12 protein-coding genes are annotated in these 14,184 nt (G+C 69.1%); 4 read left to right on the top strand and 8 right to left on the bottom strand.

The window, feature by feature from the left end; genetic code table 11:
- Window positions 1-27: 27 nt before the first annotated feature.
- The 3 genes from cysM (at window position 28) to DES41_RS00700 (ending at window position 1,781) form a co-directional block, all read left to right on the top strand.
- Complete coding sequence (gene cysM, locus DES41_RS00710) at window positions 28-930, top strand: cysteine synthase CysM (RefSeq protein ID WP_114465011.1); 903 nt, start codon at window positions 28-30, stop codon at window positions 928-930.
- Between the two features lie 66 nt (window positions 931-996).
- Window positions 997-1,512: an NUDIX hydrolase gene (locus DES41_RS00705; RefSeq protein ID WP_114465010.1), complete on the top strand. Its 516-nt coding sequence runs from the start codon at window positions 997-999 to the stop codon at window positions 1,510-1,512.
- Between the two features lie 41 nt (window positions 1,513-1,553).
- The gene (locus DES41_RS00700) at window positions 1,554-1,781 is read left to right on the top strand and encodes a sulfurtransferase TusA family protein (RefSeq protein ID WP_056661115.1); all 228 of its coding nucleotides are present in this window, start codon (window positions 1,554-1,556) and stop codon (window positions 1,779-1,781) included.
- 36 nt (window positions 1,782-1,817) lie between these two features.
- Here the strand turns inward: DES41_RS00700 and galU are convergent, their stop codons facing one another.
- Both galU and DES41_RS00690 read right to left on the bottom strand, forming a co-directional pair.
- Window positions 1,818-2,720 carry a UTP--glucose-1-phosphate uridylyltransferase GalU gene (galU, locus tag DES41_RS00695; RefSeq protein WP_114465008.1) on the bottom strand — a complete coding sequence of 301 codons (903 nt, stop codon included), beginning with the start codon at window positions 2,718-2,720 and terminating at the stop codon, window positions 1,818-1,820.
- Window positions 2,721-2,825: 105 nt separating this feature from the next.
- Window positions 2,826-5,705: a valine--tRNA ligase gene (locus tag DES41_RS00690; RefSeq protein WP_114465006.1), complete on the bottom strand. Its 2,880-nt coding sequence runs from the start codon at window positions 5,703-5,705 to the stop codon at window positions 2,826-2,828.
- 266 nt (window positions 5,706-5,971) lie between these two features.
- On the opposite strand from DES41_RS00690, the gene sodC reads away from it, so the two are divergent.
- On the top strand, window positions 5,972-6,493 hold the full coding sequence (sodC, locus tag DES41_RS00685; RefSeq protein ID WP_114466763.1) for a superoxide dismutase family protein: 522 nt from the start codon (window positions 5,972-5,974) through the stop codon (window positions 6,491-6,493).
- 15 nt (window positions 6,494-6,508) lie between these two features.
- On the opposite strand, the gene DES41_RS00680 is transcribed toward sodC, so the two are convergent.
- From DES41_RS00680 to DES41_RS00655, 6 genes are read right to left on the bottom strand one after another with little or no spacing between them, the layout of a single operon-like run.
- Complete coding sequence (locus DES41_RS00680; protein WP_114465004.1) at window positions 6,509-6,994, bottom strand: MarR family winged helix-turn-helix transcriptional regulator; 486 nt, start codon at window positions 6,992-6,994, stop codon at window positions 6,509-6,511.
- A gap of 17 nt (window positions 6,995-7,011) precedes the next feature.
- Window positions 7,012-8,721: an acyl-CoA dehydrogenase family protein gene (locus DES41_RS00675; RefSeq protein ID WP_114465002.1), complete on the bottom strand. Its 1,710-nt coding sequence runs from the start codon at window positions 8,719-8,721 to the stop codon at window positions 7,012-7,014.
- Between the two features lie 24 nt (window positions 8,722-8,745).
- Window positions 8,746-10,452: a tannase/feruloyl esterase family alpha/beta hydrolase gene (locus tag DES41_RS00670; RefSeq protein WP_114465000.1), complete on the bottom strand. Its 1,707-nt coding sequence runs from the start codon at window positions 10,450-10,452 to the stop codon at window positions 8,746-8,748.
- A gap of 31 nt (window positions 10,453-10,483) precedes the next feature.
- Entirely contained in the window at window positions 10,484-11,473 is a 990-nt protein-coding gene (locus DES41_RS00665) for a tripartite tricarboxylate transporter substrate-binding protein (protein WP_114464998.1), read from the bottom strand.
- A 35-nt stretch (window positions 11,474-11,508) separates the two neighbouring features.
- A complete protein-coding gene (locus DES41_RS00660) occupies window positions 11,509-12,282 on the bottom strand; it encodes an SDR family NAD(P)-dependent oxidoreductase (RefSeq protein ID WP_114464996.1) in 774 nt (257 codons plus the stop codon).
- Between the two features lie 10 nt (window positions 12,283-12,292).
- Window positions 12,293-14,182, bottom strand: coding sequence for a feruloyl-CoA synthase (locus DES41_RS00655; protein WP_114464995.1), 1,890 nt, complete (start codon window positions 14,180-14,182; stop codon window positions 12,293-12,295).
- Between the last annotated feature and the right edge of the window lie 2 nt (window positions 14,183-14,184).

Below are 14,184 nucleotides of genomic sequence, written 5' to 3'. Positions count from 1 at the left end.
AGCCTGAAATTATGGCACAGTGCAGACATGCAATACCCGACGATTGAAGATGCCATCGGCCGAACGCCGCTCGTGGCATTGCAGCGCATCGGCGCTGCGGACAACGAGGCGCGCGGCAATGTGGTGCTGGGCAAGCTCGAGGGCAACAACCCGGCCGGCTCGGTGAAGGACCGGCCCGCGGTGTCCATGATCCGGCGTGCCGAGGAGCGCGGCGACATCAAGCCCGGCGATACGCTGATCGAAGCGACCTCGGGCAACACCGGCATCGCGCTGGCGATGGCCGCGGCGATCAAGGGCTACCGCATGGTGCTGATCATGCCGGAGGATCTCTCGATTGAACGTGCGCAGACCATGAAGGCCTTCGGCGCCGAGCTGCTGCTGACACCCAAGAGCGGCGGCATGGAATACGCGCGCGACCTGGCCGAGCAGATGCAGCGCGATGGCAAGGGTCGCGTGCTCGACCAGTTCGCCAACGCCGACAACCCGCGCATCCACTACGAGACCACGGGGCCCGAACTGTGGGAGGCCACGCAGGGCCGCATCACGCATTTCGTGAGCGCCATGGGTACGACGGGCACGATCACGGGCGTGTCGCGCTTCCTCAAGGAGAAGAACCCGGCGGTCCAGGTCATCGGCGCCCAGCCCAGCGAGGGCTCGCGCATCCCCGGCATCCGCAAGTGGCCGCAGGAGTACCTGCCCAAGATCTACGACCCTTCGCGCGTCGACGAGACGGTCAACGTGAGCCAGGACGACGCCGAGGAGATGTGCCGGCGCCTGGCGCGCGAGGAGGGCATCTTCGCGGGCATCTCGGCCGCCGGCGCCTGCTGGGTCGCCCAGCAGATCGCGCAGCGCGAGCAGAACGCGACCATCGTGTTCGTGGTCTGCGACCGGGGCGACCGCTACCTGTCCACCGGCGTGTTTCCGGCCTGATCGCCGCCCGGCCGCCCGAAGGCGGTCAGCATCGTTGCGCGAAGCGCAAGGTATTCAAGGATAAGCATGGCGGACTTCAAGTTTTGCCCCCAGTGCGCCAACGCATTGGAGTGGATCACCTCGCTGGAAGACGGTGGTGCCAAGGAACGCCTGCGCTGCGTCTCCTGCGGTTACACCCACTGGAACAACCCGACGCCCGTGCTGGCCGCCATCATCGAGTACGAGGGCAAGGTGCTGCTGGCACGCAATGCCGCCTGGCCCGGCAAGATGTACGCGCTGATCACGGGCTTCATGGAGGCCGGCGAGTCGCCCGAGGAGGGCATCCGCCGTGAGATCCAGGAGGAAACCGCGTTGGAAGTGAGTGCGCTGGACCTGGTCGGCGTCTACGACTTCCAGCGCATGAACCAGGTCATCATCGCCTACCACGCGCAGGCGCATGGCGAGGTGCGCCTGTCGCCCGAGCTCGTGGACTACCGGCTCTATGCGCTGGAGGATGTGAAGTGCTGGCGCGCGGGCACCGGCCAGGCCTTGGCGAAGTGGCTGCTCTCGCGCGGCATCACGCCGCAGTACCTGGAGCGCTGACTAGAATCCGCCGCATTTCGAGGAGCCCCATGGACAACGACATCAGCATCGACAAGGAAATCGATACCCGCGGCCTGAACTGCCCGCTGCCCATCCTCAAGGCCAAGAAGGCGTTGAGCGACATGGACAGCGGCAAGCTCCTGCGCGTGGTGGCCACCGATCCGGGCTCGATGCGCGACTTCCAGGCCTTCGCCAAGCAGACAGGCAACGAACTGGTGCAGCAGAGCACCGTCGGCACCGAATTCATCCACGTGCTGCGTCGGCGCTGAGGCCCGGCGCCCCGGTCCGGGCGCCGGTCGCAAGCCTCAGATCGAGAGGGACTTCAGGTACTCGCGGAAGCCCTTGCTGACTTCCGGGTGCTGCAGGGCCAGCTCCACCGTGGCTTCCAGGAAGCCATGCTTGCTGCCGCAGTCGAAGCGCTTGCCCTCGTACTCGAAGGCATGCACGATTTCGGTGTTCAGCAGGCCGGCGATGCCGTCGGTCAGCTGGATCTCACCACCGGCGCCGCGCTCCTGGTTGCGGATGTGTCCGAAGACGGCAGGCGTCAGGATGTAGCGCCCTGCCACGCCCATGCGCGAAGGGGCGGATTCAGGCGCCGGCTTCTCCACCATGTGGCTCACGCGGGTGAGGCGGCCGCCTTCGATGTTGGTGATCTTCTCGCCGGCCACGATGCCGTAACGGCGCACCTGCTCCAGCGGCACTTCCTGTACCGCCAGCAGCGAGGTGCCCAGGCGGCTGAACGCATCCGTCATCTGCGCCAGCACAGGCGTGCCGCCGGTCGGCCCAATCATCAAATCGTCGGCCAGCAGCACGCCGAAGGGCTCGTTGCCGACCAGGTGTTCGGCGCACAGCACGGCATGGCCCAGGCCCAGCGAGCGCGGCTGGCGCACGAAAGAGCAGTTCATGTCGTCCGGCGCGACCGAGCGCACCAGGGCCAGCAATTCCTTCTTGCCGGCGGTTTCCAATTCGCTTTCGAGTTCGTAGGCGGTGTCGAAGTGGTCTTCGATGGCACGCTTGTTACGCCCGGTCACGAAGATCATCTGGCGGATGCCGGCTGCGTAGGCTTCCTCGACCGCATACTGGATCAGCGGCTTGTCCACCACCGGCAGCATTTCCTTGGGCTGGGCCTTGGTTGCGGGCAGGAAACGCGTGCCGAGACCCGCGACGGGGAAAACGGCTTTGGTGACGGTCTTCTGGTAGCTGGACATGGTGATGCGAATCTCTTTCTAAGGAGGATTGGGAAGCCAAAAAAAGCACGGCAGCGTACCGCAAATGGAAGCAAGGCATATGCCATCCAAAGCGGTCGGCTGCTGTCAGCCCAATCGTACAAGTTGCGCGTGAAGCCTCTGTAACGTGGCGGAGAACTCGGCCACGCGTTTTTGCTCTTGTTGGATGACGGCCGGCGGTGCCTTGGCCACGAAGGCCTCGTTGGACAGCTTGGCGCTGGCCTTGGCGATCTCGCCCTCGATGCGTGCCGCTTCCTTGCCCAGGCGGGCCTTCTCGGCCGCCACATCGACCTCCACGTACAGCGCCAGCCGGGCCTCGCCCACGACCGCCACGGGGGCGGACTGGGCTGCCGCCTGCCAGGCGGCTTCGTCGTCGAACACCTTGACCTCGGCCAGCTTGGCCAACGCCTGCAGCACCGGCGCAGCGCCGCGCATGAACTCGGCATCGCCCACCACGTAGAGCGGCATCCTGGTGGCCGGCGAGACGTTCATCTCGCCACGCAGGTTGCGGCAGGCGTCGACCACCGAGCGCAGCCTGGCCACATGGGCGATGGCCGCCTCGTCGATCTTGGCCGGCTGCGCCTGCGGATACTTCGCCACGCTGACCGAGGGGCCGGGCAGGCCGGCCACGGGCGCGACCTTCTGCCACAGCGCTTCGGTGATGAACGGGATGATGGGGTGCGCCAGCCGCAGGATGGCCTCGAGCGTGCGGATCAGCGTGCGCCGCGTGGCGCGCTGCTCGGCCTCGCCGCCGTTCTGGATCTGCACCTTGGCGATCTCCAGGTACCAGTCGCAGAACTGGTTCCAGACGAAGTCGTAGAGCGCGTTGGCCACGTTGTCCAGGCGGTACTCGGCGAAGCCCTTGGCGATCTCGGCCTCGACCTGCTGCAGCACCGAGCTGATCCAGCGGTCGGCCTGGCTGAAGTGCATGTAGCCGTGGAACTCGCCGCCGGGCTGGCACTGCTCCTTCGTGTGCTCGGCCAGGCCGCAGTCGCGCCCTTCACAGTGCATCAGCACGAAGCGCGTCGCGTTCCAGAGCTTGTTACAGAAGTTGCGGTAGCCCTCGCAGCGCTTGCTGTCGAAGTTGATGCTGCGGCCCAGCGAGGCCAGCGCCGCGAAGGTGAAGCGCAACGCGTCCGCGCCGTAGGCCGGGATCCCCTCGGGAAACTCCTTCTCGGTGTTCTTGCGCACCTGGGGCGCGGTCTCGGGCTTGCGCAGGCCGGTGGTGCGCTTGTCCAGCAGCGGGGCGAGCGCGATGCCGTCGATCAGGTCCACCGGATCGAGCACGTTGCCCTCGGACTTGCTCATCTTCTTGCCCTGCGCGTCGCGCACCAGGCCGTGGATGTAGACGTGCTTGAACGGCACGCGGCCCGTGAAGTGCGTCGTCATCATGATCATCCGGGCGACCCAGAAGAAGATGATGTCGTAGCCCGTCACCAGCACGGTGGAAGGCAGGTACAGGTTGTAGTCGTCGGTGGGAGCGTCGGTCTGCGCGGGCCAGCCCATGGTGCTGAACGGCACCAGGGCCGAGGAGTACCAGGTGTCCAGCACGTCCTCGTCGCGGCGCAGCGTTTTACCCGGTGCCTGGGCCTGCGCTTCGGCCTCGCTCGTGGCCACGTAGACCTTGCCGTCCTCGTCGTACCAGGCGGGAATCTGGTGGCCCCACCAGAGCTGGCGGCTGATGCACCAGTCCTGGATGTTGCCCATCCACTGGTCGTAGGTGTTGACCCAGTTCTCCGGCACGAAGCGCACCTCGCCGCTCTTGACGGCGTCGATGGCCTTTTGCGCGATGCTCTTGCCCGTCGGGTCCTGTTCCGACACCTTGGTCATGGCCACGAACCACTGGTCGGTCAGCATCGGCTCGACCACCTCGCCCGTGCGCGTGCAGATCGGCACCGTGAGTTTGTGCTTCTTGGTCTCGACCAGTGCGCCGATGGCGTCCAGGTCGGCCACGATGGCCTTGCGTGCCACGAAGCGGTTCAGGCCGCGGTACTTCTCTGGCGCCTCGTCGTTGATGGTGGCCTGCAGCGTCAGCACGCAGATCATCGGCAGCTTGTGGCGCTGGCCCACGGCGTAGTCGTTCACATCGTGCGCGGGCGTGACCTTGACCACGCCGGTGCCGAAGGCCTTGTCGACGTAGTCGTCGGCGATGACGGGGATCTCGCGGCCCACCAGCGGCAACACCACGGTCTTGCCGATCAGGTGGGTGTAGCGCTCGTCCTCGGGGTGCACCATCACGGCCACGTCGCCCAGCATGGTCTCGGGCCGCGTCGTCGCCACGGTCAGGCTGCCCGATCCATCGGCCAGCGGGTAGGCGATGTGCCAGAGCGAGCCGTCCTTCTCCTCGCTCTCGACCTCCAGGTCGGACACGGCGGACTGCAGCTTGGGGTCCCAGTTCACCAGCCGCTTGCCGCGGTAGATCAGGCCCTGCTGGTACAGCTTCACGAAGGTATCGGTCACCACCTTCGAGAGCTTGTCGTCCATCGTGAAGTACTCGCGGCTCCAGTCCACGCTGTCGCCCATGCGGCGCATCTGCGTGGTGATGGTGTTGCCGGACTGGTGCTTCCACTCCCAGACCTTGGCCGTGAACTGGGCGCGGCCCAGGTCGTGGCGGCTGATGCCCTGCTCCTGCAGCTGGCGCTCCACCACGATCTGCGTGGCGATGCCGGCGTGGTCGGTGCCGGGCACCCAGGCCGTGTTGAACCCGGCCATGCGGTGGTAGCGCGTCAGCGCATCCATGATGGTCTGGTTGAAGGCATGGCCCATGTGCAGCGTGCCCGTGACGTTGGGCGGTGGCAGCTGGATCGCGAAGGAGGGGGCTTTCGCATCCGGCACGCCGGTGCCGCGCACGCCCGCGGCGCCAAGGCCACGGCGTTCCCACTCGGGGCCCCAATGCGCCTCGATGGCGGCGGGTTCAAAGGACTTGGACAGTTCGGCCAGGCCGGGTTGTTCGGGGGTGTCGCTCATGGGAATCCAGACGGGAGGCGTGCCCTGCAAGGGCGCTGCGGGGCGAGAACGCGAAGGCGCGGATTTTAGAGGCTGTCTGCCAGGCCAGGCCGGCCGGTTCCGGCATCCAGCGGATGCACGATGCAGGCTGCGTGCGGGGCTGCAGCGCATGGGTACCATGCCGCCAGCCAGGCGGCGCTGTCGCAGCACTTGCGCAGGCCGCGCAGGGCGGGCGCCGCCGCTCGGCCATTCTTCTTCAACGTGACGACCCCGGAGATTTGATGATGATGAAACCCATGCTGCTTGCCGCCGGCGCGCTGGTGGCCGCTTCGACGGCCATCGCCGCCGAGATCACGGTGCCGCTCGGCATCGCCGAGAAACAGGGCCCGGGCGCCGATGTGGGCACGGTCCGCATCGTCGAGACCGCGTACGGCCTGGCCTTCTACCCCACGCTCAAGGGCCTGCCGCCGGGCCTGCACGGCTTCCATGTGCACGAGAACCCCTCGTGCGCGCCCACCGAGAACGCCGGCAATGCCGTGCCGGCGGGCGGCGCTGGCGGGCACCTCGACCCTGCGGGCACCAAGAAGCACGGCGAGCCCTGGGGCGATGGCCACCTGGGCGATCTGCCGCCCTTGTTCGTCGCGGCCGACGGCAGCGCCACCGCACCCGTGCTGGGTCCGCGCCTCAAGCTCGCCGATGTGCGCAGGCGCGCGCTGATGGTGCATGCGGGCGGCGACAACCACGCCGACCATCCGGCCCCGCTCGGTGGTGGCGGTGGGCGCATCGCCTGCGGCGTGATCGGCGACTGAGCCAGCGCTCGGCGCTCAGCGCTCGGCGCGCAGGTAGAACTTCTGCAGCAGCCGCTGCACGGTCGTGCGTTCTCGCTCGGTGAGGCGGCCGGCCAGTTCGTTCTCCAGTTCCACGACGACCTTCTCGGTCTCCTGCGCGAGCGCATGGCCGGCCTCGGTGAGGTGCAGGCCGACGGCGCGGCCATCGCGCGGGTGGGGCCGGCGTTCGATGAGGCCACGCCGGTCCAGCGCGGCGATCAGGTTCACGAAGTTGGGCGGCAGGATGTCCAGCGTGGCGCAGAGCTGGCGCGAGGTCGCACCGGGGTTGTGCGCAAGCAGCGCCAGCACCGAGAAATCGGCCTGCGTGAGCCCGTAGGGCGCCATGCGTTCGAAAAACACGCCGCCGATGGCGATCGCGGCACGGCGCGCGTTGTAGCCGATCAGGCCTTCGAGCACGCTGGTGTCCAGCGGCTCGGCGTTCGTGGGGGCAGGGGGTGCGGAGGTCTTGCGTGCGCGGGCCATGCGGGCGATTGTGGCGTTCAACCCGCAGCCGCCTGGGCCACGGCCTGCGCCGCCTGCTTGACCATGGCCAGCCGCATGTCGAATTCGGGCAGCACCCAGCGCCGGAACGCGGCGGCGGGCTGGCTCCAGCGCACATCGTCCGGCGCCTGCGCCGCGATGCGCGCCCAGGCCCAGGCCAGCAGGGCCAGCGCGGTCACGCGCAGGAAATCGTCCGCCACCTCGTAGGCCAGCCGCGGCCGGGCCTGGGAGGCCAGCGCCACGCTGGTGGCCAAGTAGCGCAGCTGGGCCAGGCGGCGCTGGGCGTCCGCGTCGGCTTCGCGCGCGGCGTCGAGCTCGTCGCGCAGTTCCAGCAGCAGGGCCGAGAAATCGGCGCCAGCGTCGGGCAGCACCTTGCGCACCAGCAGGTCGATGGCCTGGATCTCGTTCGTGCCCTCGTAGAGCATGGCCACGCGCACATCGCGCACATGCTGCTCGATGCCCCATTCCCGCACGTAGCCGTGGCCGCCGAACACCTGCAGGCAGGCGCTCGCGCCCTCGAAGCCCTGCTGCGTGCAGGCCGCCTTGAGCACGGGCGTGGCCAGCGCGCACCAGCGCTGGGCTGCGGCCCGGGCCTTGGGATCCTCGGCATGGCGGGCCAGGTCCAGTCGCAGGCCGGTGCGGTAGGCCAGCAGGCGCGCGCCGTCGATCCAGGCGCGCTGGGTGTCCAGGATCCGCGCGATGGCCGGGTGTTCGGCGATCGGGCTGGGTTCCGTGCCCTGGGCGCCCGGCGCGCGCATCTGCCGGCGCTCCGCCGCGTAGGCATGCGCCTTCTGCCAGGCCGCATCCAGCATGCCGATGCCTTGCAGCGCCACATGCAGCCGGGCCGCGTTCATCATCACGAACATGGCGGCGAGGCCGCGGCCGGCCTCGCCGATCAGCCAGCCCGTCGCCTCGTCGAAGCGCATCGCGCAAGTGGGGCTGCCGTGCAGCCCCATCTTCTCCTCGATGCGCTCGCAAAACACCGCATTGCGCGCGCCGCCTTCCAGCAGCTTGGGCACCAGCGCCAGCGACAAACCCTTGGGGCCGGGTGGTGCATCGGGCAGCCGGCACAGCACCAGGTGCACGATGTTGTCCGCCAGGTCGTGCTCGCCGCCGGAGATGAAGATCTTGCTGCCGTCCACACGCAGCGTGCCGTCGGCTCGCGGCACGGCCCGGGTGCGCACCAGGCCCAGGTCGCTGCCGGCATGCGCTTCGGTCAGGCACATGGTGGCCAGCCATTCGCCGGTGGCGAGCTTGGCCAGGTAGCGTTCGCGGAGTTCCGGGCTGCCGTGGTGCTTGAGGCACTCGTAGGCGCCGTGCAGCAGGCCCGGCGCCATCGTGAAGCCCTGGTTGGCGGCCGACAGCCATTCGTACAGCACCGCCTCGAGCACGGCCGGCAGGCCCTGGCCGCCATGGGCTGCATCGGCCGACAGTGCCGGCCAGCCGGCCTGCCAAAACGCCTGGTAGGCGGCACGGAAGCCGGGCGGTGCCGCGACCGCGCCGGCTTCGAAGCGGCAACCGACGGCGTCGCCCGCGCGGTTCAGCGGTGCGATGGCCTCGGCCACGAACTTGCCAGCTTCTTGCAGCACCTGGTCCGCCAGCGCATCGTCCACCTCGGCGAAGGCCGGCAGGGCGCGCCACTGCTCCCCCGCGCCCAGCACCTCGTGCAGCAGAAAGCGGGTGTCGTCGGGGCGGGGCAGGTAGTCCATGGCGGTCCGGTGCGGGGAGAGGCTTTACTTGCAGCTGAAGCTGCTGGCGAGTTCCAGGCTGCCGCTGCCGTTGTAGCGGGCGACCTGGGGGTAGGGGCACAGCGGGCGGCTGCGGTCGGCGGCCCAGCCCGCGGGCACATCGGCGTTCACGCCGCCGGCATTGCCGGCACCGCGTGCGCTGGCGACGATGCGGTCCGGGGCCACGCCCTTCTCGACCCAGTCCACCAGCGCGGCCACCATGTCGAACTGGTCGGTGGCCGGGCCGCCGCTGCAGTGGTTCATGCCGGGCACCAGGTACAGGCGAGCGAAGTTGGAGGCATCGCCGTCATTGTCCTGGCGCAGCGCGTCGTACCAGCCCACCGAATCGTCGCTCGAGAAGATCGGGTCCGACGTGCCGTGGTAGACCATGAGCTTGGCACCGCGGTTCTTCAGCGCCGGCAGCTTGCCGGGGTTGGGCGGCGTCATGAAGGCCAGCGCTTTCTCGGTGTAGGTGGCGTCGGTCGCCTGGATCCTGGCCAGCATGGTGTCCACGTTGCCGGTCAGCGTGAAGTTGGGGCCGTTGAAGCCGGCGCGCGCCTCTGGCGGCACCTGCCAGACGAAGGCCACGGCACCCGAATCCAGGTTCAGCGAGTTGTTGAACTTCCACCCTGCCCAGCCGCCGGTGTGCACGCCGGCGTCGTACGGGAAGCTGGTGTAGATCTTCGTGCCGGTCGACGTGGTGGCGCCCTTGAACAGCTGCGCGATGGTGGTCTTCTGGGCCGCGCTCAGGCAGGTGCCGTCGCGCGCGCCGCTGCAGGTCGGCACGTCGCGCGCCAGGTCGAACGCGGTCTGGCAGGCCGCGGTGTCCTGCACCAGCCCGTCGGTGGCGCCGTCCAGCGCATCGCATTTGCCCAGCACGGCCTGGCTGACCAGCGTGCGTTCGGTTTGCGTGAAGCCGGTGCCGAGGTCGCCCGGCGTGGTGGCGAGCGCGGCATAGCCCTGGGCGCCCTTGATGTTGGCGATGGCCGCCAGTGGCAGCCGCGTGCCGGGATTGCCGGCGATGATGCCGTCGTACTGGTCGGCATAGCGCGATGCGGCCACCATGGCGTGGCGCCCGCCGTTGGAGCAACCGCCCAGGTAGGAGCGGTCCGGGGCCTTGCCGTAGGCGGTCTGGATCGCGCTCTTGGCCATGGGCGTGAGCTTGCCGACGGCCTGGTAGCCATAGTCCAACCGGGCTTGCGGATCCAGCCCGAAGAAGGGGCCGAGCGTGCCGGCGTGGCCCGCATCGGAGCTCAGCACGGCGAAGCCCTTGTTCAGCGCGTTGTCCAGCGGTCCGCCACCACCGATGCCGCCGGCCGCGGTGCCGATGCTGCCGTCCAGGCCGCCATTGGCCTGGTAGAAGAAGCGCCCGTTCCAGGCCTTGGGCATGCGCATTTCGAACCCGATGGCGTAGCTCTGGCCGTCCACCGCGCTCACGCGCTCGTACATGCGACCGGTGACGCGGCAGTGCTCGGCCACGTCCTTGCCGGCGATCTTGAGCGCGCCGGCAGCGATCGATTCGGCCGCCGTGATGGTGGTGTTCGCGAAAGCGATCTTGCCCGCCAGGTCCGTGCAGGACTGCAGCGTGCCGGCCTGCGCCGCCGAGAGCTGCGGCAGGTCGTCGTCGCCCGAGCCGCCGCAGGCGCCCAGCAGCAGGGCCGGGGCCAGCGCGGCGGCCAGGGCCAGCTTGGGGCGGTGGATGTTCTTCGTCATCGTGTGTCTCCTCCAGTGGATGGGTGGTGGGTCAGGATTCGGCCGTGAAGCCGATCTGCTTGACGAGCGGACCCCAGCGCTCGAACTCTGCCTTCTGGTCGGCCGCCATCTCCTGCGGAGTGCTGCCGTGCGCCACCAGGCCGACGATGGCCAGCGCGTCGATGACGGTCTTGTCCTTGAGCGCCGTGGTGATGGCGGCGTTGGCGGCGGCGATGGTGGCGGCCGGTGTCTTGGCCGGCGCGTAGAAGCCGAACCATTCCTCCGAGGTCACATCGGGGTAGCCGAGTTCGATGAAGGTCGGCACGTCCGGCAGGAAGGGCGAGCGCTTCTTGCCCGAGGTGGCCAGCACGCGCACGCGGCCGCTCTTCATGTACTGCAGGTAGTCGCCGCTGGGGTTCATGGCCGCCGCGATCTGGCCGCCGACCAGGTCGGTGATGCTGGGCACGGTGCCGCGGTAGGGCACGTGCTTGAGGTCCACCGCTGCGCGGATGCCCAGCAGGGCGCCCAGCAGGTGCGGCATGGAGCCTGCGCCCGGTGTGCCGTAGCTGGCCTTGTCGGGGTTGGCCTTGGCCCAGGCCAGGAAGTCCTTGAGCGTCTTCACCTCCGCCGGCACGGCCGGGCCCACGGCCAGGCCGTGGAACATGATGGCGCCGATGGAGACCTGCGTGACCTCCTCGGGCTTGTAGCTCAGCTTGGGGTAGATGTACGGGTACACGGCCAGCGCGGAGACCGGCGCCAACGTCAGCACCGAGCCGTCGGCCACGGCCGCCTTGAGCGATTCCACGGCGATGCGGCCACCCGCACCGGGCTTGTTCTCCACATAGCCCGGGTTCTTGCTGTAGGGCGTGCCGCCCAGCTTCTCGGCCACGCGGCGGGCCACGCTGTCGCCAGCGCTGCCGGGCGGAAAGCCGTACATGATCTTGACCTGGTCCAGCGCCTGCGCGAGCGCGGACAGCGGCGACAGCGCGCCGAGGGCGGCGGCGCTGCCCAGGGCTTGCAGGAAATGGCGGCGGTGTTGCATGGTGGTGTCTCCTCGGGGTGAATCGGCAGGGTGGATCAGCGCGGGGCCATGCGCAGCGCGCCATCCAGACGGATGACCTCGCCGTTCAGGTGGCCGTTGGTGACGATGTGGCAGGCCAGTTCGGCGAACTCCGAGGGCTTGCCCAGGCGTGGCGGGAACGGAATGGCAGCGGCCAGCGAAGACTGCACGGGTTCGGGCAGCTCCAGCAGCAAGGGCGTGGCGAAGATGCCTGGCGCCACGGTGCAGACGCGGATGCCGTGCTGGGCGAGATCGCGCGCCATTGGCAGCGTCATGCCGACCAAGCCGCCCTTGGACGCGCTGTAGGCCTGCTGGCCGACCTGGCCGTCGAAGGCCGCGACCGAGGCGGTGAACACCATCACGCCGCGCCCTTCGCCATCCTGGCCGTCCAGCGGATCGAGCCTGGCGCAGCGTGCCGCGAACAGCCGGCTGATGTTGTAGGTGCCGATCAGGTTGACGTGGATCACCTTGGCGAAGTCTTCGAGCGGCGCGGCCTGGCCGTCCTTGCCCACGATGCGCTTGGCCGAGCCGATGCCGGCCACGTTCATCAGGATGCGGGCGGGGCCGTGCGCTGCGGCGGCTGCGTCGAGTGCGGCCTCCACGCTCGCGGTGTCGGTGATGTCGCAGGCATGGGCCGTGCCGCCGATCTCGGCCGCCACCTGCTGCGCGCGTTCGAGGTTGCGGTCCAGCACCGCGACCTTGGCGCCCAGGCGCGCCAGTTCGCGGGCCGTGGCTTCTCCCAGTCCCGATGCGCCGCCCGTGACGAGTGCGGCCTGTGCTTGGATCTTCATGTGTCGGTCCTCAACGGGGAATGATGGTATGGGGCAGGGTGCCGCCGTGCAGGGCCTGCACGGCCGCGTCGCGGTGCTTGAGCACGGCGCGCTGGTTGATCGAGCCCTTGTCCGTCACCTCGCCCTTGTCGATGGACGGCGGCTCGGCCACCAGCACGGCGCGCGCAATGCGGTTGGCGCTGCCCGTGGCGTCGGCCGCGAGCTTGTTCAGCACGTGCTGGAAGTGCGCCTGTACCGCGTGGTGCTGCACCACCTCCTGCATGGGCGCATCGGCCGGCAGCCGGGCCAGCTCGCGCACGGCCTGGGTCGGGAAGATCAGCGCGCCGACCTCCTTGAGGTTGATGCCCGTCAGCACTGCGTCCTGCACATAGGGTGCGCCGTAGGCCGTGATCTTTGCGCGCATCGGCCCCACGCTCACGAAGGTGCCGGTGGCCAGCTTGAAATCCTCGGCGATCCGCCCGTCGAAGCGCAGGCCCACGTGCGGGTTCTGCGCATCGATCCACTCCACGGCGTCGCCGGTGCAGAAGAAGCCTTCCTCGTCGAAGGACTCGTGCGTGGCGTCGGGCATGCGCCAGTAGCCCGGCGTCACGTTGGGGCCGCGGTAGCGGATCTCCGTCTTGCCGTCGGTTGGCACGAGCTTGAGCTCCATGCCCGCGGCCGGCAGCCCGAGGTCGCCCGTGGCCACCTCCGGCCGCGTGATGTACAGCGCGAACGGGCCGGATTCGGTCATGCCCAGGCCCGTGCCCATCACCAGGCGCTCGCCGATCTCGGCCTCCTGGATGCGGTTGAGCTTGTCCCACAGGGCCTGCGGCAGCGCCGCGCCGGCATAGAAGAACATGCGGGCGCGCGACAGCAGCTTGCTGCGCAGCACCGCGTCGGTCTCCATCGCGTCGGCGATGGCCTCGAAGCCGGTGGGCACGTTGAAGTAGACCGTGGGTGCGATCTCGCGCAGGTTGCGCAGCGTCTCGGCGATGCCGGCCGGCGTGGGCTTGCCCTCGTCGATGTAGAGCGTGCCGCCGTTGTCCAGCGCGATGCCGATGTTGTGGTTGCCGCCGAAGGTGTGGTTCCAGGGCAGCCAGTCCACCAGCACGGGCGGCTCTTCGCCCAGCGCAGGGATGGATTGGCGCATCTGCTGCTGGTTGGCGCACCACATGCGGTGCGTGTTGATGACGGCCTTGGGGTTCTTGGTGGAACCCGAAGTGAACAGGAACTTGGTGATGGTGCCCGGGTGAATGTGGGCCATGGCCTCGTCCACGGCGGGCGTGGCTTCGGTGGCCAGCAGCGCGGCCAGCGGCGTGCTGGCGCGGCCCGGCAGCGCGCCTTCGCCCAGCACCACCTCCACCTCGGCCGGCACGGTGGCGGCGATGGCCGCCGCATAGCGCGCGTCGCTCGCGAACACCAGGCCCGGCGTCAGCGTGCCCATCACATGGCGCAGCTTCTCGAAGTCCTTGCTGACCAGCGCATACGGCGGCGACACGGGGCAGTGCGGAATGCCGACGAGCAGGCAGCCGAAGGCGACGAGCGCGTGGTCCAGGCTGTTCTCCGCGAGGATGGCCACGGGCCGCTCGGCCGACAGGCCGCGCGCCAGCAGGGCCTGGCCGATGGCGCGGGCCTTGGCCAGCATCTCGCGGTACGAGACATGCAACCAGTCGCTGCGCTGGCCGTCCGCCAGCCTGGCGCGTTGCGCCATGAAGCTGCGCTCGGGCGCGGCCTCGGCCCAGTGCAGCAACCGGTCGGTCATGCGGTGCGCGTAGGGCGCCAGCGGCGTCTCGGCCTGCACGTAGCGCACGCCATCGGCGGTGGTGCGCACGCTGGCGCGGGTCACGCCGAAGGCCAGCGCGCGGTATTTGGGCAAGGCTGCGCCCTGGCTGCTGGCGGCAGCCGCTTCGATCTGCGTCATGT

The sequence above is a fragment of the Pseudorhodoferax soli genome, from assembly GCF_003337555.1.
In the GTDB taxonomy this organism is placed as follows: Bacteria; Pseudomonadota; Gammaproteobacteria; order Burkholderiales; family Burkholderiaceae_C; genus Pseudorhodoferax; species Pseudorhodoferax soli.
Note: the sequence above shows the minus strand (reverse complement) of the source record. Positions and strands in the feature narration are given on the sequence as shown.